This is a genomic window from Gardnerella sp. c10Ua_244 (genome assembly GCF_055818055.1).
The window spans coordinates 643405-670072 of the sequence record NZ_JARFVS010000001.1 but is presented as its reverse complement, the minus strand read 5'-3'; the positions used below and the strand labels follow the sequence as shown (position 1 = coordinate 670072).

15 protein-coding genes and 3 rRNA genes are annotated in these 26668 nt (G+C 44.7%); 3 read left to right on the top strand and 15 right to left on the bottom strand.

Features of this window, described 5'->3' with window-relative positions; genetic code table 11:
• Positions 1-170: 170 nt before the first annotated feature.
• From rrf to P0108_RS02805, 13 genes are all read right to left on the bottom strand, one after another.
• Positions 171-287: ribosomal RNA gene (gene rrf, locus P0108_RS02865) — 5S ribosomal RNA — on the bottom strand.
• Between the two features lie 179 nt (positions 288-466).
• Positions 467-3527: ribosomal RNA gene (locus tag P0108_RS02860) — 23S ribosomal RNA — on the bottom strand.
• Between the two features lie 378 nt (positions 3528-3905).
• Positions 3906-5432 (bottom strand): 16S ribosomal RNA (locus tag P0108_RS02855).
• The 16S, 23S and 5S rRNA genes sit together here, the layout of an rRNA operon.
• Before the next feature lie 191 nt (positions 5433-5623).
• Positions 5624-5770, bottom strand: a complete 147-nt coding sequence (locus tag P0108_RS02850) for a hypothetical protein (protein WP_162720529.1) — start codon at positions 5768-5770, stop codon at positions 5624-5626.
• A gap of 142 nt (positions 5771-5912) precedes the next feature.
• On the bottom strand, positions 5913-6728 hold the full coding sequence (locus tag P0108_RS02845; RefSeq protein ID WP_473730732.1) for an HD domain-containing protein: 816 nt from the start codon (positions 6726-6728) through the stop codon (positions 5913-5915).
• Between the two features lie 23 nt (positions 6729-6751).
• Positions 6752-9385, bottom strand: a complete 2634-nt coding sequence (locus P0108_RS02840) for a KUP/HAK/KT family potassium transporter (RefSeq protein ID WP_102155833.1) — start codon at positions 9383-9385, stop codon at positions 6752-6754.
• A gap of 164 nt (positions 9386-9549) precedes the next feature.
• Positions 9550-10530, bottom strand: coding sequence for a TatD family hydrolase (locus tag P0108_RS02835; RefSeq protein ID WP_473730731.1), 981 nt, complete (start codon positions 10528-10530; stop codon positions 9550-9552).
• Positions 10531-10584: 54 nt separating this feature from the next.
• Positions 10585-12381, bottom strand: coding sequence for an ABC transporter ATP-binding protein (locus P0108_RS02830; protein WP_004107992.1), 1797 nt, complete (start codon positions 12379-12381; stop codon positions 10585-10587).
• A 2-nt stretch (positions 12382-12383) separates the two neighbouring features.
• Positions 12384-14198: an ABC transporter ATP-binding protein gene (locus P0108_RS02825; RefSeq protein ID WP_033888404.1), complete on the bottom strand. Its 1815-nt coding sequence runs from the start codon at positions 14196-14198 to the stop codon at positions 12384-12386.
• 179 nt (positions 14199-14377) lie between these two features.
• Positions 14378-16120 carry an ABC transporter family substrate-binding protein gene (locus P0108_RS02820; protein ID WP_004107996.1) on the bottom strand — a complete coding sequence of 581 codons (1743 nt, stop codon included), beginning with the start codon at positions 16118-16120 and terminating at the stop codon, positions 14378-14380.
• Positions 16121-16443: 323 nt separating this feature from the next.
• Complete coding sequence (locus tag P0108_RS02815) at positions 16444-18333, bottom strand: ABC transporter ATP-binding protein (protein WP_064621661.1); 1890 nt, start codon at positions 18331-18333, stop codon at positions 16444-16446.
• Positions 18334-18354: 21 nt separating this feature from the next.
• Positions 18355-19302 carry an ABC transporter permease gene (locus P0108_RS02810; RefSeq protein WP_064621662.1) on the bottom strand — a complete coding sequence of 316 codons (948 nt, stop codon included), beginning with the start codon at positions 19300-19302 and terminating at the stop codon, positions 18355-18357.
• Between the two features lie 24 nt (positions 19303-19326).
• A complete protein-coding gene (locus P0108_RS02805) occupies positions 19327-20310 on the bottom strand; it encodes an ABC transporter permease (protein ID WP_033888405.1) in 984 nt (327 codons plus the stop codon).
• A gap of 563 nt (positions 20311-20873) precedes the next feature.
• Between P0108_RS02805 and P0108_RS02800 the strand changes: the two genes are divergently transcribed.
• Positions 20874-22316 carry a C1 family peptidase gene (locus P0108_RS02800; protein ID WP_033888419.1) on the top strand — a complete coding sequence of 481 codons (1443 nt, stop codon included), beginning with the start codon at positions 20874-20876 and terminating at the stop codon, positions 22314-22316.
• A gap of 332 nt (positions 22317-22648) precedes the next feature.
• Here the strand turns inward: P0108_RS02800 and metG are convergent, their stop codons facing one another.
• Positions 22649-24520: a methionine--tRNA ligase gene (metG, locus tag P0108_RS02795; protein WP_004108005.1), complete on the bottom strand. Its 1872-nt coding sequence runs from the start codon at positions 24518-24520 to the stop codon at positions 22649-22651.
• Positions 24521-24809: 289 nt separating this feature from the next.
• On the opposite strand from metG, the gene P0108_RS02790 reads away from it, so the two are divergent.
• Both P0108_RS02790 and P0108_RS02785 read left to right on the top strand, forming a co-directional pair.
• A complete protein-coding gene (locus P0108_RS02790) occupies positions 24810-25436 on the top strand; it encodes a hypothetical protein (protein ID WP_012914503.1) in 627 nt (208 codons plus the stop codon).
• On the top strand, positions 25427-25690 hold the full coding sequence (locus tag P0108_RS02785) for a variant leucine-rich repeat-containing protein (protein WP_004108011.1): 264 nt from the start codon (positions 25427-25429) through the stop codon (positions 25688-25690). The genes P0108_RS02790 and P0108_RS02785 overlap by 10 nt, the downstream gene beginning before the upstream one ends.
• A 31-nt stretch (positions 25691-25721) precedes the next feature.
• Here the strand turns inward: P0108_RS02785 and rsmI are convergent, their stop codons facing one another.
• Complete coding sequence (gene rsmI, locus P0108_RS02780; protein ID WP_004108018.1) at positions 25722-26624, bottom strand: 16S rRNA (cytidine(1402)-2'-O)-methyltransferase; 903 nt, start codon at positions 26622-26624, stop codon at positions 25722-25724.
• Between the last annotated feature and the right edge of the window lie 44 nt (positions 26625-26668).

Sequence of the window (26668 nt, the reverse complement as noted above, 5' to 3'; positions counted from 1 at the left end):
AAGCAATTCGGAGCGTGAGCTTGCTCAGACGGAAAGTCCAGTGGACTTTCCTTGCAAGCTCAGCAGTGAGCGCTTATAGCGCGAGCGTTGTCCAGAGTTTGGAGGATTACAAAAACAGTAGTATACGAAAATAAAAAAGCGGGGAGTGAAAACTCCCCGCTAGAAAAATAATGCGGCAGCGTGCTAGTCTCCCACACCCTATCGAGTGCAGTACCCTCGCCGTGTCAGGCCTTAGCTTCCGGGTTCGGAATGGGACCGGGCGTCTCACCTGAGCCATGACCACCGCAAAACTAGATTATACACTCAAAACCATTGAGTGGCAACACGTGGCGGTTTGGGAACCGGACATGAACGCGAATAAAAACTCTCTTACCAACTGATCGTTAAGCAAAACATTCAGTACTCATTAACGCTAGAAGAATAATACTCATGAGGAACTCACCCTCCCCACTCACAAAAGTGAGGAAGAATGTCACCATCGCCCGTTAGTACTAGTCAGCTCCACCCCTTACAGGGCTTCCACATCTAGCCTATCAACCACGTGTTCTACATGGGGGCTCACACACTAAAGTGCAAGGAATGCTTATCTTGGAGCAGGCTTCCCGCTTAGATGCTTTCAGCGGTTATCCCTTCCGAACGTAGCTAACCGGCAGCGCCACTGGCGTGACGACCGGCATACCAGAGGTTCGTCCACCCAGGTCCTCTCGTACTATGGGCAGGTCTCCTCAACATTCCAACGAGCGCAGAGGATAGAGACCAAACTGTCTCACGACGTTCTGAACCCAGCTCGCGTGCCGCTTTAATCGGCGAACAGCCGAACCCTTGGGACCTGCTCCAGCCCCAGGATGCGACGAGCCGACATCGAGGTGCCAAACCATCCCGTCGATATGGACTCTTGGGAATGATCAGCCTGTTATCCCCGGGGTACCTTTTATCCGTTGAGCGATGCCACGTCCGTACGCCGGCACCGGATCACTATCTCCGACTTTCGTCCCTGCTCGACCCGTCAGTCTCACAGTCAAGCCCGCTTGTGCGATTACACTCAACACCCGATTGCCAACCGGGCTGAGCGGACCATTGAGCGCCTCCGTTACTCTTTAGGAGGCAACCGCCCCAGTTAAACTACCCGCCAGGCACTGTCCCTGACACGGATAACGTGTCGAGGTTAGACGCCAGATATGGAAAGAGCGGTATTTCACCTGTCGACTCCACGCAAGCTAGCGCCCACGCTTCACAGCCTCCCGCCTATGCTACACGATCCACACCTAACGACAATACCAAGGTATAGTAAAGGTCCCGGGGTCTTTTCGTCCTTCTGCGCTTAACGAGCATCTTTACTCGTACTGCAATTTCGCCGGGCTCCTGGCCGAGACAGTGGGGAAGTCGTTACGCCATTCGTGCAGGTCGGAACTTACCCGACAAGGAATTTCGCTACCTTAGGATGGTTATAGTTACCACCGCCGTTTACCGGGGCTTAAATTCACCGCTTCACCGAAGCTAACGGATCCTCTTAACCTTCCGGCACCGGGCAGGCGTCAGAGCGTATACAGCGGCTTACGCCTTCGCACGCTCCTGTGTTTTTGGTAAACAGTCGCTACCCCCTAGCTTGTGCCACCCCCAACAGCTCAACAGTGTAAAACCATATCACCATCAGGGGTCTCCCTTATGCCGAAGGCACGGGAGTAATTTGCCGAGTTCCTTGGCCAGGATTCGCCCGATCGCTTCGGTATACTCTACCAGACCACCAGTGTCGGTTTAGGGTACGAGCGGAATCACACCTCACGTTGAAGCTTTTCTTGGCAAGCAGGATCACCGGAATCAGCCTTACAGCCTACCCATCACGCCTCAGCTTTAACATCCCCCGGATTTACCTAGGAGACAGCCCACACGCTTAGCCACGGAAAACCACCTCCGCAGCCGGCTACCTACCCGCGTCACTCCCACGCTAACCTACTACCGATACAGTCCCAACACAAACCAGCCAACAACCCCGAAAGGCAATCAACCAGCAAATGAAGGTTAGTACTCTCAGATTCAGTTCGAACGGTGTAACACCGGTACGGGAATATCAACCCGTTCATCCATTCGACTACGCCTGTCGGCCTCGCCTTAGGACTCGACTCACCCGGGGACGACGAACGTGGCCCCGGAACCCTTAGTCATTCAGCGGACGGGATTCACACCCGTCTCTCGCTACTCATGTCTGCATTCTCACTCCTGTAAAGTCCACGACAAGTTCACACTGCCGCTTCACCCCATACAGGACGCTCTCCTACCCCGCATGAAACAAATCATGCAGCCGCGTCTTCGGTGGCGTGCTTAAGCCCCGCTACATTGTCGGCGCGGAACCACTAGACCAGTGAGCTGTTACGCACTCTTTCAAGGATGGCTGCTTCTGAGCCAACCTCCTGGCTGTCTATGCGACTCCACATCCTTTCCCACTTAGCACGCGCTTCGGGACCTTAGACGACGATCAGGGCTGTTTCCCTTTTGACGACGGAGCTTATCCCCCGCCGACTCACTGCCGTGATAAACCTAACAGGTATTCGGAGTTTGGCTGCTATTGGTACCCGGTATGGGCCCGCAAGCATCCAGTAGCTCTACCCCCTGTAAGCAATAACACGACGCTGCACCTAAATGCATTTCGGAGAGAACCAGCTATCACGGAATTTGATTGGCCTTTCACCCCTAACCCCAAGTCATCCCCCCAGTTTTCAACCTAGGTGGGTTCGGTCCTCCACACGGTCTTACCCGCGCTTCAACCTGCTCAGGGCTAGATCATCCCGCTTCGGGTCCAGGACATGCGACTCAAACGCCTTTTAAAACTCGCTTTCGCTACGGCTCCCCCACCCGGGTTAGCCTCGCCACATACCACTGACTCGCAGACTCATTTTTCGATAGGCACGCCGTCACCCCACAAAGAAGGCTCCGACGGATTGTAAGCGCACGGTTTCAGGAACTATTTCACTCCCCTCCCGGGGTGCTTTTCACCTTTCCCTCACGGTACTAGTACACTATCGGTCAGACAGGAATACTTAGGCTTACCCAACGGTCTGGGCAGATTCACGCGGGATTCCACGAGTCCCGCGCTACTTGGGAATAAACATAAAGAGACATCGCACGACAAGCTACGGGGCCATCACCCTCTACGGCTGGGAATTCAATCCCATTCACCTAGCACGACATTTTATCACTCTCCTCAACCCCGTCAGAGGCTGAACAGTCCATCCCACGACCCCGAATGCGCAACACCTGACGGCTATCACACGCACCCGGTTTAGCCTGATCCGCTTTCGCTCGCCACTACTCACGGAGTATCCTTTCCTGCAGGTACTGAGATGTTTCACTTCCCTGCGTACCCCCCACAAAACTGTGGTGACCACTCATAACAGTGGCCGGGTCTCCCCATTCGGAAATCCTCGGATCAAAGCCCACTCGGCAGCTCCCCGAGGCATATCGCAGCCCGTCACGTCCTTCATCGGTCCTGTCTACCAAGGCATCCACCATACGCCCTTACCAGTGACAAACACTAAAGTAAGAACCCATCAGCAAAATTCTCTAGACAAAAAATCATCACACTAAACGATCACAAAACGATCAAGCGACTCCAACAAAAGGAGCCGGTTGAAATTGATAAAAGCAAAAAAATCGAAACCAAAAAGTTTCGCATTTTACTCGCGTCCACTATCCAGTTCTCAAACCACCACAACACCACAAAACCCAAGCCAAACACTCAAAAAGCATCAACCTGAAATCCTGTGAGTCAAGGACCGCAACCCCAAACAAAGGGGGGTGGCAATCCGGGAACCCAAAAGCATGCCCAACAAACTCATCAAAAAAACGTCAACTATTGTTTTCCACACCAGTAACCACACTCAAACCGAGCGTGCACAAAAACTCCGTAGAAAGGAGGTGATCCAGCCGCACCTTCCGGTACGGCTACCTTGTTACGACTTAGTCCCAATCACGAGCCTCACCTTAGACGGCTCCATCCCAAAAGGGTTAGGCCACCGGCTTCGGGTGCTGCCCACTTTCATGACTTGACGGGCGGTGTGTACAAGGCCCGGGAACGCATTCACCGCGACGTTGCTGATTCGCGATTACTAGCGACTCCGCCTTCACGTAGTCGAGTTGCAGACTACGATCCGAACTGAGACCGGTTTTAAGGGATCCGCTCCATGTCACCATGTCGCATCCCGTTGTACCGGCCATTGTAGCATGCGTGAAGCCCTGGACGTAAGGGGCATGATGATCTGACGTCATCCCCACCTTCCTCCGAGTTAACCCCGGCGGTCCCCCGTGAGTTCCCGGCATAACCCGCTGGCAACACAGGGCGAGGGTTGCGCTCGTTGCGGGACTTAACCCAACATCTCACGACACGAGCTGACGACGACCATGCACCACCTGTGAACCTGCCCCGAAGGGAAACCACATCTCTGCAGTCGACAGGCACATGTCAAGCCCAGGTAAGGTTCTTCGCGTTGCATCGAATTAATCCGCATGCTCCGCCGCTTGTGCGGGCCCCCGTCAATTTCTTTGAGTTTTAGCCTTGCGGCCGTACTCCCCAGGCGGGACGCTTAACGCGTTAGCTCCGACACGGAACCCGTGGAATGGGCCCCACATCCAGCGTCCACCGTTTACGGCGTGGACTACCAGGGTATCTAATCCTGTTCGCTCCCCACGCTTTCGCTTCTCAGCGTCAGTAACAGCCCAGAGACCTGCCTTCGCCATTGGTGTTCTTCCCGATATCTACACATTCCACCGTTACACCGGGAATTCCAGTCTCCCCTACTGCACTCTAGCCCGCCCGTACCCGGCGCAGACCCACCGTTAAGCGATGGGCTTTCACACCAGACGCGACGAACCGCCTACAAGCTCTTTACGCCCAATAATTCCGGATAACGCTTGCGCCCTACGTATTACCGCGGCTGCTGGCACGTAGTTAGCCGGCGCTTATTCGAAAGGTACACTCACCCGAAAGCTTGCTCCCAATCAAAAGCGGTTTACAACCCGAAGGCCTTCATCCCGCACGCGGCGTCGCTGCGTCAGGGTTTCCCCCATTGCGCAATATTCCCCACTGCTGCCTCCCGTAGGAGTCTGGGCCGTATCTCAGTCCCAATGTGGCCGTCCGCCCTCTCAGGCCGGCTACCCGTCGAAGCCTAGGTGGGCCATTACCCCGCCTACAAGCTGATAGGACGCGACCCCATCCCATGCCACTAAACACTTTCCCAACAAGACATGCGTCAAGTTGGAGCATCCAGCATTACCACCCGTTTCCAAGAGCTATTCTGGAGCATGGGGCAGGTTGGTCACGCATTACTCACCCGTTCGCCACTCTCACCAACCAGCAAGCTGGTCAGATCCCGTTCGACTTGCATGTGTTAAGCACGCCGCCAGCGTTCATCCTGAGCCAGAATCGAACCCTCCACGAAAAACTTCAATGAAGAGCCAACAAAAGGCTCCAATATTAAAAAGAAAAAGACGAGACATTCTTTAAGGAAAGAACATCCCAACAAAAACCTCACCACCATTTAACCATCTCTCAGGCACCCTGCAATCTGCAAGGCAGGCAATGAACTGGCAATAATTAACTAATAAGTAGTACAGACACGCTCTTGAGTTCTCAAACCACCACCACACCAGCCGGCCCATCAACCTCAACCGAGGAGAACCAGCCGCGCTGAGCAGCAAGAGATAAACTTACACCAACCCACGCTAAAACGCAAACCCACCAAAAACAAACACCCCAAAACCATTGAAAACAAGCCAAAACACCGGCGTGTCGAAAACCACGAAAAAACACCAAAAAAGCATGCTATCTGATATTGAATCTATAAAAACTTTTTAAAAAATAATAGATTTCTTAAAAAATACACAAAATAGGATAAAAATACGCAAAAAATCAATAACGCTCACGCATCAACACTCATATTAAAGATTTCTGCCAGACCTGCAATATCTGGCTCACCATATTTCGCAACCAATTGCATCCAACGATTAGCGTTGTCTTCACCAAATCGCGCAGCCTTGCGACGATAAGAATCGACTGTCAAAAAACGAGGAGGTATCGATTTGCTGTTATATTTATCCGCAACCATAACAATTTCTTGCTCAACTGTTTGCGGAATATAGTCTTCAGCAGGAAGAGACAAATTTTGCGCAATAACTTGCTCTCGAGTTAAGCCAACTCCAGTATGATTGCGCGCAAATTGCGCAGCATCCTCACTAAAACCATTATCAATTAAATATTTATATCCACGCAAACCATGCAAAATATAATTCGGTCCATCAAAGCGTAATATGCCACCAGCGTTGCTACTGCCATCACTTTCAAGCACAAAATACGTGCCAATATCGTGCAACAATCCACCTATTAAAGCTGCGTATTCATCAATATACTGTTTTGGAGCTAAGCCACCACTAAGCGCAGGTAATATTGCATAACTATCTCCGACAAGCTCCTGAAGGCAATTTTTTGCTATTTCAGCACGCTTACGCAAAGTTTCACTCATTTGAGCAGCACGATTTTCAGCGGACAAAAGCATATTGCAATGATGAGCAATTTGCCAAGCAATTGTTGAGATTACAACACAATGACCGTGAATAAGCTCATAAGCAGCAGAAGATGGTGCAGTTGCACTATGCAATTTCTCTACTTCACCAAAATCAGGTAAATCAGCGAGTTTTATCGAGTTGCAATTAAGTATACTTTCTGCACCATTTTCCATTTTAAGGCTCTTCCTTAAGATTCTTACTTAAGATTATTTTTTGCACTCTTTTCAGTTGCTGCACTCTTTTCAGATTTCACACTATTCGCATCATTGGCACGAGCAGCATCCTCCACAGCCTGCACAACAGCATGCGTTACATTCGCTGCATCGATATTTGCTCCATCTTTATTAGGCTTCTTCACGCTAACTTTTTTTGTCTCTTTAATTGGAACTGGGCTAATTTTCCCAGTATTGGCAAGTTTTTCGTTAGCAAACATCACATTAGCAGCAGCAATATCTCGTGCGTTCATAACAGCAGTCTGCTCAGCATCAGTAGGTCTGATATCTTTCACAACGTGAATATTAGTTTCAAGCGCTGAGGCACCTTGCAAAGATTGAACTGCTCGCTGAGAACAGTCTTCACGCTTCAAACGCGGAGGTCTGCGAGTAGAAATAAACAACGGCTGCACTTCAACAACCGGATTGTAAGGAGCCAAACCAAACCATTTAACAGGCGTACCAGCAACATGTCTAATTGCATATTTCATCTTTAAAGATAACGCTCCACGCACAGAAATATTAGATTCCGGCATCAACGCTTTGTGCAACAGAACATATCGAATTGGTCCAATATCTGGATCTGCATCAACCTTCGGATACACGGATTTTTGCTGAGGAAGTTCGCCCGTGTGCGACAAGTCATGCATAATTTGGTGAAGATACGCTGGTATAGAAGGCGACACTTTAAATCCGAGTTTAATTTTTACGCGGAATAAGTAGTCCGTACCGAAATTCTCTACACAATACTCACGAGTAAACGGAGCGTCATCTGTTTCTACAGAAACAGCCCACCAAGCTCTAGCACGCTTCGGATGGTCGGCAAAAATAGAGAAGAAGATTCCAGTATCGAGACGCTTCATTTCACAATCGGAAGTCAAATACACAATATTGTCAGCGAAATACGGAATACGGAAATCTCCGTGCAACTTATCTAGCACAGGTAGGAAATCTTTCGGTTTCATGTGCAAACGTTGCGAACGCTCAATTTTAGTTCCATCTTTCCAAGTGACCATAATGATCAAAATTGAAACACCGAGCAGCATAGTAAACCAGCCACCGTGCATGAATTTCGCCATGGAAGCCACAAAGAACATCATCTCAATCATGAGGAATACGATTGCAAATATGAAGGCACCAAATCGCTTCTTCTGATACCACATGTGCACTGTAAGCAAAATAGTCGTAGCAAGCATAGTTAGAGTTAAAGCTAAACCGTATGCGCCAGAGATATGTTCAGAATCGCGGAATACTGCAAGAACCGTAATAGTGGCAACACACAGCACAACATTCACAACTGGAATATACAGCTGTCCACGAGTTCTAGCAGGATATCGCACTTGCAAATGTGGCATCCAATTTAGGCTTGTTGCCTCAGAAACCATTGTGTATGCGCCTGTAATCAGCGCTTGAGAAGCAATAATGCCAGCAGTAACCGAAAGAATAACGGCAACATATCGCACATTCGGTTCAAGCATTTGGAAGAACGGGTTCAAACCTTCTATTGACCATAATGCTTTATCGTTTTGATTTTTCAACATCCAAGCGCCTTGCCCAAAGTAATTCAGCAGCAAAGCAATTTTAATAAACGGCCAGGTTGCGTACACATTGCCTCTACCAACATGACCCATATCAGAATATAACGCTTCAGCACCGGTAGTAGAAAGGAAGATCACACCCATAACCGCTAATCCCTGCACATTATGCGTGCTAAACAGGAATTTTATGCCATAAATCGGGTTAAGTGCTTCAAAAATAGTCCAATCTTGGCCAATGTTCATGACACCAACCAGCGCAAGGAAAGCAAACCAAAGCATCACAACAATGCCAAATACTTTGCCAATTCGCTCGGTTCCGCGTTGCTGTACAGAGAAAAGTATGACGATTATAATAACCGTAATCATCATCGACAAATTCTCATTTTCTAAGAATATTGGCTTAAACACTGCAATAGTGCGCAAACCTTCAACTGCTGAAGAGATGGAAACTGCAGGAGTCAGCACAGAATCTGCCAAAAACGCGGCTCCACCAATCATTGCCGGTATTGCAAGCCACGCGCCTTTTTTACGTAGAAGCGAATATAAAGCAAAAATGCCGCCTTCGCCTTTGTTGTCTGTTCTCATTGCAACAAATACGTATTTTACGGTTGTAATTAATGTGATTGACCAGAACAGTAGCGAAAGCATTCCGTAGATAGTCGCGCGATTTATGTTTTGTAAGCCGCCTTGACCTGCTAAAAATGTTTGCGCAGTATAAAGCGGAGAAGTACCAATATCGCCATAAACAACGCCAAGAGCAACAATTGCCATTCCCAATGTAAAACGATCGGAACTGGTTTGCAATTTTGCCCACCATCTACCTAACGGACCTCGTACTGCACTAGCAACAAGCTTTTCTGCTTCTTTTACCTCTTGCGCTTGCTGCTGAGCTATTACTTTGCGCTCTTCGCGTGTTGTCGTTTTTTTTGACACCTGAGGAGCCTTAGTAAACGAGGCAGCTCGCAATATAGCATCCTTAGTACCTTTTAAGGATTTAGTGCTTTTCTCGGAATCTTTCGCGCCGTTGCGAGGATCCTTTGTACTATCGTTTGATGGTACAGCAGTGCGTGACTTAGTCATGCTTAATTGTTCCTCCATATATGAGGTTTCTTCTTGATGCCAACAAGAAGTCGCATAAACCTCACACCTCACAGTTTTATTTCCGTACTTGGATATTGTATACAACAATAGTGCATCGCGCAAAAAATATTAAAAAATCCTTGAAAATTAAGGATTTTATATTCCTAAAATTCGTAAATTTTTCGCGTATTTTCGCGTGTAACTTTCGCTGCTTGCAATAACGATATATTTAGAACTTCAGAAAGTGTTTCTACCGTATAAGGAACCATATAAGGCGCGTTTGGTCGTCCACGATACGGCATTGGCGTTAAATAAGGCGCATCCGTTTCAACAGTTATATGATCTTTGCCAATAATTCGCGCAGATTTTCGTAATTCATCATTGCCTTTGTAACTTATCGTTCCAGAAAAACTTGCGTACCAGCCGTGCTCTTTCAATATTTCTGCTAAATCCACACCACCAGCATAGCTGTGAAATACTGTTCGCTCAGGAGCACCATCTTTTAGCAAGACTTTTACTACGTCTTCGTGAGCGTCACGATCGTGAATTTGCAAAGGCAAGTTTAATTCTTTTGCGAGCGCAATGTGGTCGCGGAAAGCCTCTATTTGTGCTTCTCGCGCAGGCTCTCCCGTACGAAAGTAGTCTAAGCCAGTTTCGCCTATTGCCACTACTTCTTTTGGATGAGCAATTACTAGCGAGCGCAAATGTTGCATAGCTTCGTCAAATGGAATATCGTGATACGGCTTGTAAACTATTGGCAATCCGTCAGGACCTTTAGCTCCTTTGTGACCGTGTAATACTGCTTCGTTTGGGTGTATTGCTATTGCTGCGCGAACTGAATTTTCATGCGTTTGAGCAAACTTAATCGTCGGCTCCCAATCTGGATATTCACATCCGACTTCTAGCATGTGCGAAACGCCTGATGATTTTGCTTGAGCAACTAAGTCGTCTGCAGTAGGTTCCGCTATTACATCGCGGCCTTTTTCTGCTAATTCTTGATTTAGATTATGCGCAAAATCCACAACGCTAAGCATGTGCGTATGATCGTCTGCAATTGTTATTCCTTCTTGTAGCAGATTTTCCCATACTGCAGATTGCGTTGCTAAAGCCGGCGCCCAATTATGTTCGCGATGATGTTTACTCATATTTTTAAGTCTACTCGCAAACTCAACTGTCAATTTTTATTGAATGATAAGTATTTATAAAACTGCTTTGCGAATTGCATCATATTGCGATTTTACAAGACGATAATACGCTCCTCTTGCCTCCATAAGCTCGTTATGAGTGCCTTTTTCAACAATTTCTCCATGATCGATTACACAAATCAAATCCGCATTCTCAATCGTCGAAAGCCTATGCGCTATTACAAAAGATGTGCGATTTTTAAGTAATTGAGCTAATCCTGCTTGTAATGCTTCTTCTGTACGAGTATCAATATTACTTGTTGCCTCATCTAGAATAAGAATTCGCGGATTCGCAAGCAATACTCGCGCAAACGATATAAGCTGACGCTGACCTGCAGAAAGAGTGGCTCCGCGCTCTTCAATTTCAGTATCGTATCCGTTCGGTAATCCTTCAATAAATTCGTGAGCATGAACTGCACGCGCTGCAATCTCAATTTCTTCATCAGTGGCATCGAGCTTTCCATAACGGATGTTCTCGCGTACGGTTCCACTGAAAATAAAACTATCTTGCAACATTACGCCCATTTGTTTTCTAAGAGATGCGAGCGTTACTGAACGTACATCGTACCCGTCTATAGTAATCGAGCCTTCTGAAACGTCGTAGAATCTAGAAAGAAGACTTACGAGAGTTGTTTTTCCTGCACCAGTAGGTCCCACAAGAGCTACAGTAGTGCCAGGATTAACATGCAAATCAACCAAGTTTAATATTGGCCTTCCATCTTCTTCGTAACGGAAAACAACGTCGTTTACGTCTACTTTTCCTTCGATTTGAGGCAATTGAATAGCATCTGGCTTATCTACGATATTTGGCTTAATTCGTAGAGTTTCAAAAATTCGTTCCAAATAAACTGAGCACGTTACAAGTTGCGTATAGAAGTTTCCAATATTTACTACTGGATCCCAGAAAGTAGTCGAATACCAAACAAATGCTATAAGTGTTCCCGTGCTCACGTTCATTGCACCTAAGTTTGCTATGCCAGAGTAATACAAAAGCGCTATTGCTGCAGTCTCAATAATTGAAGCACCAGGCCAAAGTAACATTTGCACTCTAACGTTTCGCATCCAAGCACTTCTTACTTCTGCTTGTTGCTCTTGGAAAGTAGCGTATGCTGTAGCTTCTCGCGCAAAAGTTTGCGTTGTTTTTACTCCTGCGATTGATTCGTGCAAATACGCATTTAAATTACTTTGTTTATTTGATAATTTTTTAGACGCTTTTCTTTGCAAAATTTGTAAAGTTCGCGTCCAAATTATAAATATTGGGAATAGCGCTAAGCTCCACAAAGCCATTCGCCAATCTATAACAAACATTGTTATTAATGTAATAATAAGCACAAAAACGTCGGAAAATACGTTAATTAAACCAGACGAAAGCGTGTCAGAAAGCGTATTGATGTAGTTTACGATGCGAATCAGAATTTTCCCATGCGGACGCGAATCAAAATAATCAAAAGATAATGATTGAACATGCGTAAAAATATCGCGTCGCATGTCTTTGATTATCATCTGGCCGATGCGCGTAATTGCTAAAGTTCTGTACGCTAAACCAAGCTCATACAATATAATGAGCAGTGCGAATACGGCAATAATTGTATATAAATAATTGACGTTTTTCTGAGACAATACAACGTCGATTAGCGTTTTCGTAATCATTGGCATCGCTGTCATAATTATGCTGCCGCTAATAACTACCATAATTACGAATAGAAGTTTAGTAGCATACGGCTTCATATATTTTCTAACGCGCATAAGTTCGTGCACGTTTATGTGTTCTTCTTGACCTTCGTCTTCACGATAAGTATTACGTTGTGCCATTTCTACTCCCCCTTCGTTTCGAATCCTGCAGACCTGCCAGTTTTAAAGCCAAGTTGCTTTCTATAGATCTCCCAATACCTCCCGTGCGCTGCAACAAGCTGAGCATGCGTGCCGCGTTCAATAATTTTCCCGTGATCTAGCACAACAATCATGTCTGCATCTTTAACGGATGAGATTCTGTGCGCAATAGTGATTATTGTGCGCGTGCCATCAAGCTTTTTCAGCTCCTGCTGAATATGCTCTTCCGTTTCCATATCTACAGCAGAAGTTGTATCGTCCATAATCAAGATTGCAGGATTATTTGCCAACGCTCTAGCTAAGCTCAAACGCTGCTTTTGCCCACCAGAAAGACCTACCCCACGCTCGCCTACTACTGTTTCATAGCCTTCTGGCATATCCATAATAAAATCGTCTGCTGCAGCAATTGTTGCCATCGTGCGAATGGTATTATCTAATTCCTTACAATTTTCTTTAGTTTGAGGTAATCCAAAACTAATATTTCCTGCAATAGTGTCCGAAAATAGGAATGTTTCCTGCGCAACTATGCTAACTTGGTTACGAACAGTTTCTAACGGCCATTCGCGCACGTCTTTTCCGTCAATTAAAACACGACCACGCGTAGGATCATAGAATCTTGCTATAAGACTTACGAGAGTTGATTTGCCGGAACCAGTTTCACCAAGAATACCCAGTTTGCTTCCAGCAGGAACGTCTAAATCAATATCTTTTAAGATTGGAGAGTCTTGATCGTCTGGGAATGAAAAATCAACATGCTCAAAAGTAATTTTACCTCTAATTTTAACGGTTTCGTCCGCTTCTTTTGGATGTCTAATATGCGATTCTTGCGTAAGAAGTTTGCGAATATTCACGCATCCTGCGTTAAAACGCTGCCAATCATTAATAAGCCAGCCCACCATTCGTACAGGCATGTGTAGCATCCAAAGGAAGCTATTAAAAGTGACGAATGCACCTAAAGTCATGTTGCCATTCAAAACAAGCCATCCGCCGAAACCAACTGTTATAAGCTCAAGCACAAAACCCATGCCATCGAGCCAAGGCATGTATTTTTGAGTATTTTTTGCAAGCGTAATATTGCAATTAAAGTAGTCTTCGTTGCACTTATCGAATTTCTTAGTTTCGTAATCCTCACGCACGAAAGCTTTTACTACGCGATTCCCCTCGATATTTTCTTCCACCATTGAATTCATGCGCGCAAAGGATTCACGAATTGCAAGGAATTTCGGTCTAGCTTTTTTGCCCATAATTTTTGCGAGCAGAAACAAAAATGGCGTAATTGACATAAGTGCTAAAGCGAGCTTCCACTGAATTGAAAACATTATAACCAGCGCTAACACGAACATTACTACACAATCTAACGCCATATACGAAACCCAACTTAAAATATGACGAATCGCGTCAGTATCCGATGTCATACGACTCATAATGTCGCCTGTGCGCGTGTGATTAAAGTACGTAAAATCGAGAGAATGAAGCTTTTCGTACTCGTCGCTCACCAGGCGATACACGGCATTTTGACCAAACTTTTCCATTAAAAGCTGGTAAATATACCTTGAGCCAACGCGAACAATCATCATTGCTACCATCAAAACGCATACGCTTATAAGCAAATTATGCTGTTTGCCAATAATGATTTTGTCTACAATAAAGCCCGAAAGCAACGGCATTGTCATTGCCATCGTGTCATTGATAATAAATAGAAAAATAGCAAGCCAAACTTTCCACATGTCCGGCTTACAGTATTGCAATACCCAGCGCACGTTACTCGCATCTTTGCGTTTATTCGGATTGACGTACATGCGCCAGCTTCTCCTTTGTTTCCGATTTTGCTTTTTGAGACTTAATTTTAAATTTATACTATTTTCTCACATTAGCATACACAAAAAGATGTGGCGTGTAGCCAAAAGACTACACGCCACATGCTATAAGTTAAGCAATCAGCTTAGTAAACTTGCGCGAATTATCGCTACAAATTTACTTACTTCTGCCAGCCCATATCCTCTGGGTAGGTGCTTGCGTAACCAGCAGGGCCGTTGTTAGCAAAGCCCTTCTTGAACACCTGGTAAATAGGAGGAGCAGAAACTGGAAGAGTTCCGTAGAGTGCGAGAGCTGCAGACTCTGCCTTGTTTGCATAATCAGTCTGTTCCTTGTAATCGTAGGTCTTGCCAATCTTGTTGAGCATAGCATCAATCTTCTTATTGCCAACGAGACCGAGGTTGGAATCGCTATCAGACTTGTAAACCTGGCTTGCTGCAGACAAGAAGCTCAATGGAGATGTGGACTGCCATGCCAATGGAAGCACCTGGTACTCGTGCGAAGCAACAACCTCGGAGAACTTAGCAACAGCATGGTTCACAGTCTTGCACTTAATTCCAGCCTTCTTCATCATGGCCTGGAATGCGTTAGCAAGAGCTGCCTGAGTAGAATCATCGCCGAAGAAGGTGAAGGAAATCTCAAGAGTCTTGCCATTCTTGGCGTAGTAGCCATCCTTGCCCATCTTGTAACCAGCAGCTTCAAGGGTCTTCTTAGCGTTTTCGGTGTTGTACTTGCCGTCAGCAGGAAGATTGTTCTTGTAGCCAGCCTGGAACATGGAGAGAAGCTCAGAACCTGGCTGCTCGCTCTTCCAGTTCATGCCCTGGAACTGAATCTTGTTGTAGGTAGCAACGTCGAATGCCTGAACAACAGCCTTACGAACTGCAAGCTCGTTAAGTGGCTTGGACTTAGCGTTGAAGTTAAGCACGCGAACCTTGGTGCTGTAGCCGTAACGCAGCTGAGCACCCTTAACGCTACGAGCAGACTTGATTGCGTCCTTAGAAGAAATGGTATCGGTTACAGCATCGATTTCACCGTTCTGGAAAGCGTTCAAAGCTGCAGTATCTTCCATACGCTTTACAACAACCTTATCGAGCTTTGCCTTCTTACCCCACCACTTTGGATTGCGGGTGAAAACAACCTGATTTTCGGTTGCGGATTCAATCTGGAATGGACCTGCACCCCACTCGTTGTGAGGATTGTTTACCCAACCCTGGTTGAAGGTCTTAACGTCACCGGCCTTTGGATGAACCAGTGGAGCGAAAAGCATTTCCCATGTTGCGCATGGCTTCTCATAAGTCACTATAACCTGCTTTGGAGTGGAACCTTGTTCAACACTCTTGATGCAGTCATAGCCTTCAGTACTTGGGACGGAGTAATCCTTGTTCTTTCCGTTCAAAGCCTGCCAAGTAGCCTTAAATGCGGTGTAATCAATATCAGTGCCGTCATTCCACTTGGCCTTTGGGTTCAAGTTGTACTGAACAACGAGTGGCTTATCGCTAACCTTCTTGACGGAAGTGATGTAGTCAGGGTTGTACTTAAGCTTTTCACCCTTAACGGTGTCATAAGCCATAAGATTTGGCTGGTAGAAGCCCCACAAAGTATTCATGTAACCAGAGTTACCATCGTTGGAAGCGTAGTTCCAGTTTGGACCGAGAACAGGAAGAGCAACGGTGTAAGTGCCGCCGTCCTTAACGTTGTCACGTGACTGTGGATTATCGTAACGCTTGTTGACATCTGGCATTGGAAGTTCGCCAGTGTAAGAAGTGTCAACACCAGCAGCTGGCTCTTCAGTCATACCTGCTTTACCAGCATTGTTAGTAGCACCGCCGCAAGCGCCGAGCAGCATTGCAACAGAAAGTGCAGCTGCGGCAAATACAGTCAGTTTACCTGCATTTGTATTTTTCATGATTCCTCTCATTCCCCGGATGATGTCCGTCTTCCGGTATGTTGTATGAGTATATACAACTCTATGACATTCGACAAATCGTTTTCACAAAATATTGATTTTTTTCTTTTCAACTTTATGAAAATTAGGCAAAAAAGAATAATTTATTATCTATAATGAGCAAAACAGAAAATTTTTTAGTTTATTTTGGCTAAAAAACAAAATATATTACGTTTTTTAAATTTATGTTACACAATAAAAAATCGCGCATGTTGTAATAAACATGCGCGACTAAGTAATTTATTCAGATTGATGAAGATTAACTAAAATCAACAAGTCATGAATTACCTAACATCGTCAAAATTATCTTCTTCAGAAAGAATAATACGCTTACGGTTCTTCTCAATTGTAGGATCCGGAATTGGCACAGCGCTAATCAAAGCCTGAGTGTAAGGGTGCTTTGGATTATCAAACACCTCATCCGTTTCACCAGATTCAACAATTCGACCGTGATACATAACAGCAATACGGCTAGAAATGTGACGAACCACAGCCATGTTGTGAGCCACGAACAAGTAAGCAACACCCAACTTGTCTTGCAAATCTTCAAGCAAGTTAATAATTCCAGCCTGAATAGAAACATCCAAAGCCGAAACTGGCTCATCAAGAAGCAAAAGCTTAGGATTCACAGCCAAAGCGCGAGCAATAGCGATACGCTGACGCTGACCGCCGGAGAACTGCGTTGGGAAGCGATCAACTTGATCAGGATTCAACTCAACCAATTGCATAAGCTCAGCAATACGCTGGCGAATTTCTTCCTTCGACTTCTTTTGCACGAGCAAAGGCTCGGCCAAAATATCGTAAACAAGCATACGAGGATCAAGCGAGCTCATTGGGTCCTGGAACACGTACTGAATCTTAGAACGAAGTTCGCGACGCTGCTCACGAGTCAACTTATCGTTCAACTCAGTACCAAAAACTGTAATAGAACCAGACTCAGGCTTCTTCAAGCCCATAATCTCCATCAAAGTCGTGGACTTACCAGAACCAGACTCGCCAACCAAAGCCACAGTTTCGCCTTCACGAACCTCAATACTCACACCATCAACCGCGCGAACTTCGCCAACCTTGCGTCGCAAGAAGCCACCGCTAGTAATTGGGAATGTTTTAACCAAGTTCTTAACATCCAAAACAACTTTTCGTTGTTCACGAGGAATGCCTTCAAACATTGGCTTAATTGGCTTTTCGGTTTCCGCATGAAGCAACGAGCGAACAGTTTCGCTTTCAGCTTCAAGACCCATCATTGTGCTGTCGTCGCCGCTTTCTTCTTCAGCCATAAGCATATCCATAGTCGGCTTAGAAATTGGAGTCAAACGACGAGTGCGCTTTTGATCAACGCGAGGAACAGCACCCAACAAGCCAATAGTGTACGGCTGAGTTGGGTGAGCAAAAATCTCTTCAACGCTATTATGCTCAACCAAATGACCCGCATACATAACAATAACTTCGTCTGCAACGCCAGCAATTACGCCCAAATCGTGAGTAATAAAAATCATTGCAGCGCCGGTTTCGCGCTGAGCTTTCTTCAAAACTTCCAAAACCTGAGCCTGAATAGTCACATCCAAAGCGGTAGTAGGCTCGTCGGCAATAATAATGTCAGGATTATTGGCAATAGCCATAGCAATCATCACGCGCTGGCGCATACCACCAGAAAACTCGTGAGGGAAAGCCTTCAAACGCTCAGCCGGCTTAGTAATACCAACCAAATCAAGCAATTCAATAGAACGCTCGCGAATCTGCTCTTCAGTCATGTCAGGATTATGAATAACCAAAGCTTCCTTAAGCTGATCACCAATAGAGAAAACTGGAGTTAAAGCAGAAAGAGGATCCTGGAACACCATAGCAATATTCTTGCCACGAATCTTACTCATTTCTGCATCAGACTTAGTTAAAAGCTCCTCGCCCTTATACTTTACAGAGCCTTTAACGCTAGCGTTTTTATCCAGCAAGCCCATAACAGCCAAGGACGTAACCGACTTACCAGAACCAGATTCGCCAACGATACCAATAGTCTTTCCGCGGTACAAATCAAAATTCATTCCGCGCACAGCATGCACAGTACCAGCTTCAGAAGCGAAGCTAATTTGCAAGTCGCGTACTGAAAGCAACGGTTCGTTGTTTTGATCTTCCATCGTGGTTTCTTCCTTAATAGCGTTATTTGCAATATCAGTCATGTTTATCACTCCAAACGCTCGTTAGTCGGCCTTACCAACAGACCTAGAATATGGATCAATGGCATCACGCAAACCGTCACCAATAAGCTGCACGGAGAAGGTTAGCAAAACAAGCACTGCAGACGGCACCAAAAGCACCCACGGAGAAGTCTGCACAACGCTTTGGCCAGCATTAAGCAAAGTACCAAGAGAAGTATCCGGAGCCTTAATACCAAGGCCCAAGAAGCTCAAAGCAGTTTCGCCGTTAATCGCACCAATAACACCAAGAACCGTGTTAATAATCAATACAGAACCCAAGTTTGGAACCAAGTGGCGCACAATAATGCGGAACGAAGAAACGCCCTCGAACTTAGCTGCACGAACATACTCACGTTCGCGCAAGCTCAAAGTCAACGTACGAAGAGTACGAGCGTAACCAATCCAACCAAAAGCTGTTAAGCCAAATGCCAACCACAGCCAATCGCTACCACCACTAGAAGCACTAATGATTAAAGCAATCAGCAGGAAGGAAGGAACAATCAGCAGCATGTCCAAAAGCCACATACCAACCTGCTCAAACCATCCTTCGAAGTAAGAAATAGCAGTACCAACCAAAGCAGCAATAACTGTAATGGTAATAGAGCTAACAATACCAATGGAAAGTGAACGACCAAGTCCGCGCACAACCATTGCGTACATGTCTGAACCGCCTGGCGTAGTTCCCAGCCAATGCTCTGCAGAAGGAGGAGTTGCTAGAGAAGAAAAGTCTGGTTCGTCGTAGCTCCACTTTGAAATCTTTGAGCCAAACAAAGCAAAAAGAATCAAAATTACGAACATAACCAAGCCCACAACTGCAGACGGGCGACGGAAGAATCGACGCGTATAAAGCGTCATCTTACCAGTGCGCTTAAAGTTGCCCCAGGCACCAGCAGTAGCTTTTCTATCTGCAGCAGATTCTTGAGGTTTTGAAGATACATCTTTTTTATTCATATCAAATTCACCTACACTGTTCTGCTAGTTCAAACGAATACGTGGGTCGAGCCAAGCAGAGAAGATATCTGCAAGCAGAGCACCAACTAAGGTACATACAGCACCAAACGCTGCAATAGCAACAGAACCGTTAATATCGTTCTGCATAATGGTCTGAACGAAGTAGCTACCAAGACCGTTAATAGCAAACACGGTTTCAGTAATCACAGCACCCGTAAACACGCCTGCAATAGAGAAGGCGACGTCAACAGCTGTTGGAATCAAAGAAGTACGCAAAGCGTGGCGGCGAATAGCCAAATTCAAAGGTAAGCCCTTAGCGCGAGCCGTACGAACGTAATCAGCATTCATAGTATCGAGAAGATACGTGCGCTGCGTTAAATGATACCCAACCATGCCAGGAATTGTCATAACAATCGTCGGCAAAATCAAATGCTGAAGGAAGTCAAGAAGGAACATGAACGGGTCAGAACCCTGGTAAGAGTGCAAACCAGTAACGTAGAAAAGTCGCACGCCTGTTGCGTGGTTAATGCTAATAGCAGCAAGCACAACCATCAAACCCAAAACTGCTGCAGGAACAACCAACAGGAAGGTTGCGGTGGAATTAAGAACTCTATCTTGCCACTTGTACTGACGGATAGCAGTGTAAACACCAACGCTAACACCGAGAACAATGCCAAGAATTGTAGCGCCAGTAACCAGCTGAACAGATGCGCCAATACGAGACATAATTGCCGGGCCAACTGGAGCCTGATCTGGGCTCAATCCCCAATCCCACTTAGTAAAAATGTTGTAAATCCAACGGCAATAACGAGTAAACACTGGAGTCTGGTCGTTAATATTTGCCAAATCCAAAGAACGGTTGATTGATGCAATAGGTGGATGCGGATGCCTAGACATGTAGTTCGAACGCGGTCTCATAAAAGCACTTGTCAAGAAATACGTCATGGATACGGCAACAAACAACATCACCACATAATTCAGGCATCGTTTAACGATGTATCGTATCATTGTGACTCTTTTCTACGACTAGCCATTTTTTACCTCCATTCGGCATCCATAAATCTTGTGATTTACAGTATTGCCGATCTAACACTCGACCTTGAAAAGGGCGTGTTTGAATCAACCCTTGTCAATCCGGGACACATAATTAGTATATTTTTAGCCAAGCTATGTACAAAGAGACAAACAGAAAATATTTTTGCACAACACTTTTCTCAATACCCAAGGGAAAAATTTCGTATATATAAGTTACATTATACATATCTAAACATGCAAAAAAACGCAAAATATCAGTGATTTCTAGCTATATTTTTACACAAAGACATGTATTTTAAAATCAAAAAAGTATTTTTATACATACAAAATACGTTTTATAAGCAAATATAATAAATTCAAAATTTAATTACAAAAACTGAATATTTACCGAAAAAATTGTAGTTTTACTAAAATAATTAATAGTATTCAAGCAAATGCCGAAAATAGGCATAGACAAGAAACACACGCGAGACATTGAGCAGTATACAATATTTTTTATTCGTACTTTCAACTCTAAAAGGAGAATGAATAAGCTCATGGCTGAAAACGTCAAAGCCGTAACTCTGGAACATGTAAAAAATTATTCCAAACATTTTAACGAACAGCGCGCAAATCTTCTCGCCGCGAATGCAGCAGTAACAAATGGTGTGCTTAAAGCCGCAACAAGCTACCAAGGCAAGCGTGCTCTTCCTCGCGAATTCTCAATAGAATTAAAACAAGGCAGCATTACCAATCAGAAGCGCTCCGGACGCTGCTGGATGTTCGCCTCACTTAATACTTTGCGATACGAAGTAATGCATAAGTGGAATTTAGACGACTTTGAGTTTTCAGAAAGCTACCTATTCTTCTGGGACAAGATTGAAAAAGCAAACGCTTATTTGGAAAATGTGCTTTCAACACTTGATGAAGATGTTAATAGCCGACTTTTTGAGAGCATTAACTATGGTCCAATCGATGACGGCGGCTGGTGGCAAATGTTCGTCAACTTGGTAAACAAGTACGGACTTGTGCCAAAGAGTGCATATCCAGATTCACAGAACTCAGTCGACTCTGATGCATTCGTACAATACATCAATACCAAGTTGCGCGAGTTTGCATACGAATTGCGTGAAGCTCATAAGAACGGAACTTCTTTGGAAGAATTGCGCGAAATGAAAGTTCGCGATTTGGAAACCGTTTATCGTATGACAACTATTGCCCTGGGTGAACCACCTGCACAGTTTGACTTCTTCGCACGAACTAAAGATGACGATGACGATAAGAAGGACGGCGAAAAAGACGAAACCAAGAAAGATGGCGAGAAAACCGGCAAAGCTGACAAGCCAAAAACCGGCAAAGATGAGCGTCCAATGATTTGTGAATACGGAATTACTCCACTTGAGTTCGCAAAGAAGTACGTTCCAGTTGACGTAAACGACTTCGTAACAATATGCAACGCACCTATGGAACGCACACCATTCAACAAGCTCTACCAATTTAAGTACAGCACCAACGTAGCTGAAACAAAGGAAATGGAATTTGTTAATGTGCCTCTCGATGTATTCAAAAAAGCAGCTGTAGACCAATTAAAAGATGGTCATCCAATCTGGTTTGCATGCGATTGCACGCAGTTCTCCTTGCGTGACAGTGGATTCTTCGATCCTGCAGTTGTGCGCGTAGATGAATTGTTTGACGTGAAGTTTACATTCGATAAAGCTCACGGCTTGGAATATATGGATTGCCCAGGAAATCACGCAATGACATTCACTGGCGTGAATCTTAACAAAGATGGCGAGCCAGATCGCTGGAAGATCGAGAACAGCTGGGGCAAGGATGCTGGCGAAGATGGCTATTATGTTGGCTCAGCAGAGTGGTTCGATCGTTATGTGAACGAAATAATCATCAACAAAAAGTACCTTGACAAAGAAACTTTAGCTGTATTGGATCAAGAACCAGTAATGCTTGAACCGTGGGCGCCACTTTCGAAGCGTTGCCGTTAAATCGTTACCATTAAAATTAAGTTTGGTAACTATGTGAGCGCAGATTGTTTTTGCAGTCTGCGCTTTTATTGTTGTTTTACTTTTTTCACAAATTAAAAAGAAGCCCGGCGGGAAGAGAAACCCGCCGGGGCAGAGAGAAAGAGAGAAGAAGGTTTCAATTATGGGGTTCGAAAACGAACCTCGCTAATGGCGAACCATTAACATATGTTAGTATAGCTAAACATTCGTCCAAAGAAAAGAGTTTTTCCTTAAAATTTCCTTAAAATATTTTCTTTTAGAGAACCATTTGCTATGTTCTTTAATTTTACAATTTATTTATTGAGAATTTCAACCTATTTCTCACTATTTTCCAAAGATTTTTTTGCTGCAGCAAGTCTTTCCGCCTCGACACGCTGACGCTCGGACAAAGCAGATGCAAAACGCTCAAGCTCCTCCTCAACTGCTTCTTTTGGAATCTTGGCAAAAATAGGACTTGGCTTAGGCACAGGCGTACCTGCTACCAACTCCTCACTCTCCCAAGGATGAACAGTTTCCCCCAAGCGATAATCGCCCGTAATAATCGGATACTTGAAGTCTGGATTATCCAAATCTTCAACTTCTTCAATATGAGGCAAAGGCGAGAATACGCCAGTGCCACCAAGTGCTTCCCAAACTTTTTGAGCTGCATGAGGCAAGAATGGCGCAAGCAGATGATTAGCATCCGAAACAGCCTGAGCTGCAACATGCAACACAGTACCAAGGCGATCCTCATCATCTTTAATTTTCCAAGGCTCAGTTGCAGAAATATATTTATTAATATCCGCAACTACTCGCATTGCTTCAGTAAGAGCATTCTTCTGACGATGACGCTCAATCAAACTACCAACCAAAGCAAAAGCATCAGAAGTTTGATCGAGAAGAGCGCGATCCATTGCAGTCATAGAATCTTCATCAAGAGGAGGAATTGCACCAAAGTTCTTATTAATAAGATTTGCCACACGATTGACAAGATTACCCCAGCTTGCAGCAAGTTCTTCGTTATTGTGACGAGCAAACTCAGCCCAAGTAAAATCAGCATCAGAATTTTCTGGACCCGCAATAGAAATGTAGTAACGCACAGCATCTACAGGGTAACGTGCCAAAATATCCTTCACATAAATCACGATTCCGCGCGAAGAGCTGAACTTCTTGCCTTCCATAGTCATGAACTCAGAAGCAACAACCTGTTCAGGCATGTTCAATGGGCCATAAATGCCAGCCTCACCACCTTTAGAACCAGCACCGTTGTAGGCAAGCATTTCCGAAGGCCAAATCTGAGAATGGAAAGTAATGTTATCTTTGCCCATGAAGTAGTATCCAGGAGACTTAGGATCACACCACCAATCACGCCAAGCGTCTGGCTTGCCTTGTCGACGAGCCCATTCAATAGATGCAGACAAGTAGCCAATAACAGCATCAAACCAAACATATAAACGCTTATTTGGATTATCAATCCATCCTTCAACAGGAACAGGAATGCCCCAATCAATATCGCGCGTAATAGCTCGCGGCTTTACTTCATTAAATAATCCAAGCGAGAAATTAATAACATTCGTGCGCCAACCTTCGCGAGAATGAAGCCAGTTAACATTCGCTTCAGCCAAAGCAGGCAAATCTAGGAAATAATGTTCAGTTTCTTCAAAGCGCGGAGTTTCACCATTAATTTTAGAAACTGGATTAATAAGCTCATCCGGATCAAGCTCGTTTCCACAAGCATCACATTGATCGCCACGAGCACCATCTGCGCCACACAATGGGCATGTGCCTTCAATATAACGATCTGGCAAAGTACGACCAGTGGAAGGAGAAATAGCAACCTTCTGAGTGCCCTTGTAAATATAGCCGTTCTTTAAGCACTGACGGAACATTTCTTGCACAACATGCTCGTGATTTGCAGTGGTAGTACGCGTGAACAAATCGTAGCTCAAACCTAAATCGCACAAATCCTTAGTAATCACACGATTATAACGATTAGCAAGCTCTTGTGCAGAAACGCCTTCCTTATCTGCTTCAACCAAAATAGGTGTACCGTGCTCATCCGTGCCAGACACCATTAATACGTCATTACCTTTCATGCGCTCGTAACGCGCATATACGTCTGATGGGACCCCGAAGCCTGCGACGTGACCAATATGACGAGGGCCGTTAGCATACGGCCAAGCAACATTCACCAAAATATGACTCATAGACAATTATTATCTTGTTCAACGCGGACAGTACATAAGAACATTGCAAAAAGAATCCCAAATATACGAGAAAAACACGCTGGATAACAAGCCTCACACGAGTTCATCCACATATCCACAAGTTATAAAACCAGCCTGGAATTGAAGCAAATATAAACATAATCTCAACTTATGCACTACGAAACTAATGCACTAGAAAACATGCACTAAAAAACAACAATATGCACAATACGAATCGTAAATAATCGCGCTGAAAAATAAATATGCAAAAAGAAAGGATTAAAGAAAATTGAAAAACCAACAAAATATGCGCAATTTATTGGATATTTGCGAAGAAACACAAACGCAATTCCCAGAATTACTTGACGACAACCATTTACCAGGTCCAATGTGCATGAAAAAACTTTCTCAAATTGGTGTATTCAATAGGCTTGATTTAAATGCAGGATATTCAAATAAGGCAGCTATTTCCACTCAAGGAAGAAGCAATATTGTGAGCAATCTTATGCCTACAGAAAGCATAGCCTGTTTATTTACTGCAGCATGGGTTTGGATAGGGGGTCATTTTCCTGAAAATATAGATGTTATTGATTATGGGCACAGAAGAAAAAAGCCGCACGGTCATGCGATTCGCGCATTTCGAAGACACTTAAACAATGAAGAATACGTAATACTTGGAAAAATTAGAATAACAACGCCAGAACGAACAATTTGCGATTTAGCGTACACTCCAAGCGAAAACGAAGAGCACGAACCTTATAGAAAAGATATTGCTCACCTATTGATATCTAAATACAGCATTGACTTGCGAAAATGCAAACGTACTATTGACGGAAACCCATATTTCCCAGGCTCAATACATGCAAGAAATTGGATACGAAACATTGCGAAAGAAGCAAACAAACCATGGAAATGAAGAACTCTTATGCAACTAAAACAAACAGCCCTCCAAAACCACCTATAATACTCACGCCATCTGTTGCTATCGACCCTGCAACAAAAATGGAAGTGCTATGGTACATCGCGCAAAAAATACCGGAACTTCGAAAATGGATTATTGCAAACCCTTCAGCAGACGCGCAAATTTTAGAATATATTTCTCAACAAGGTGGACCTGACGTTCGTTACAGTTTTGAAGTGCTATTTTCTGCGTATGACAGCAATGAATAGAAAGCAAAAAATAGTAGCAAAAGCAGAAATCTTATTTTTGATCAGGTTTATGCTCAAGACAAGACGCATAAACTTGCTTACGATTAGCAAAAGATCCGTCAGCAAACGGATGCTCTTTTACTACTTTTGTAATTGCTTCTTTTATGCGCAAACCTTCGGATTCTGCACATTCAAGCGAAAGCTTTGCAAGAGCATCAATGCTTAAATCTGTGCTTTCAGACTGCACTTCTTCATCACTTGCACCACCGATAACTAAAACTATTTCACCTCGAGGAGGATCCGCTAAAACACCATCGTGAATACTTTGCACAGTTCCACGACGAATTTCCTCAAAATCTTTTGTAAGTTCACGGCATAACGCCATTGGACGATTAGAACCAAGTACTGCCAATATGTCTTCCATTGCTTCTGCAATACGATGTGGAGCCTCATAAAATACTATTGTTCGTCGCTCGGCTTTAAGTGAGCGCAAATGCTGTTGACGCTCACCAGATTTACGAGGCAAAAAGCCTTCATAACAGAAGCGATCGGTTGGCAATCCAGAAAGAGCAAGCGCATCTAAAACTGCACTAGGACCAGGCGCGCAAGTAACAGGCAAATCTCGCTCTATTGCACGTCGAACAACAGCAAGACCCGGGTCGTTAATGGTAGGCATACCTGCGTCTGAAACAACAAGAACAGTGCTACCCTGCTCAACTTTGTCTAGCAAGCCATCTGCCTTATTTCGCTCATTATGATCGTGGTATGCGATTACGCTACCAGAAACATGCACACCAAGGCGATTCGCTAAATCATAAAGCCTACGCGTGTCTTCAGCAGCAACAATATCAGCAGTTTCAAGAAGATTAATTAATCGTGCAGAAGCGTCTGCCATATTCCCAATAGGCGTAGCAGCTAAAACAACTTTACCTAAACTATCTTCTTCGTTACACATCTTGAATCTCCTTATAAAACTTCTTAAAACTCTACACGAATTTA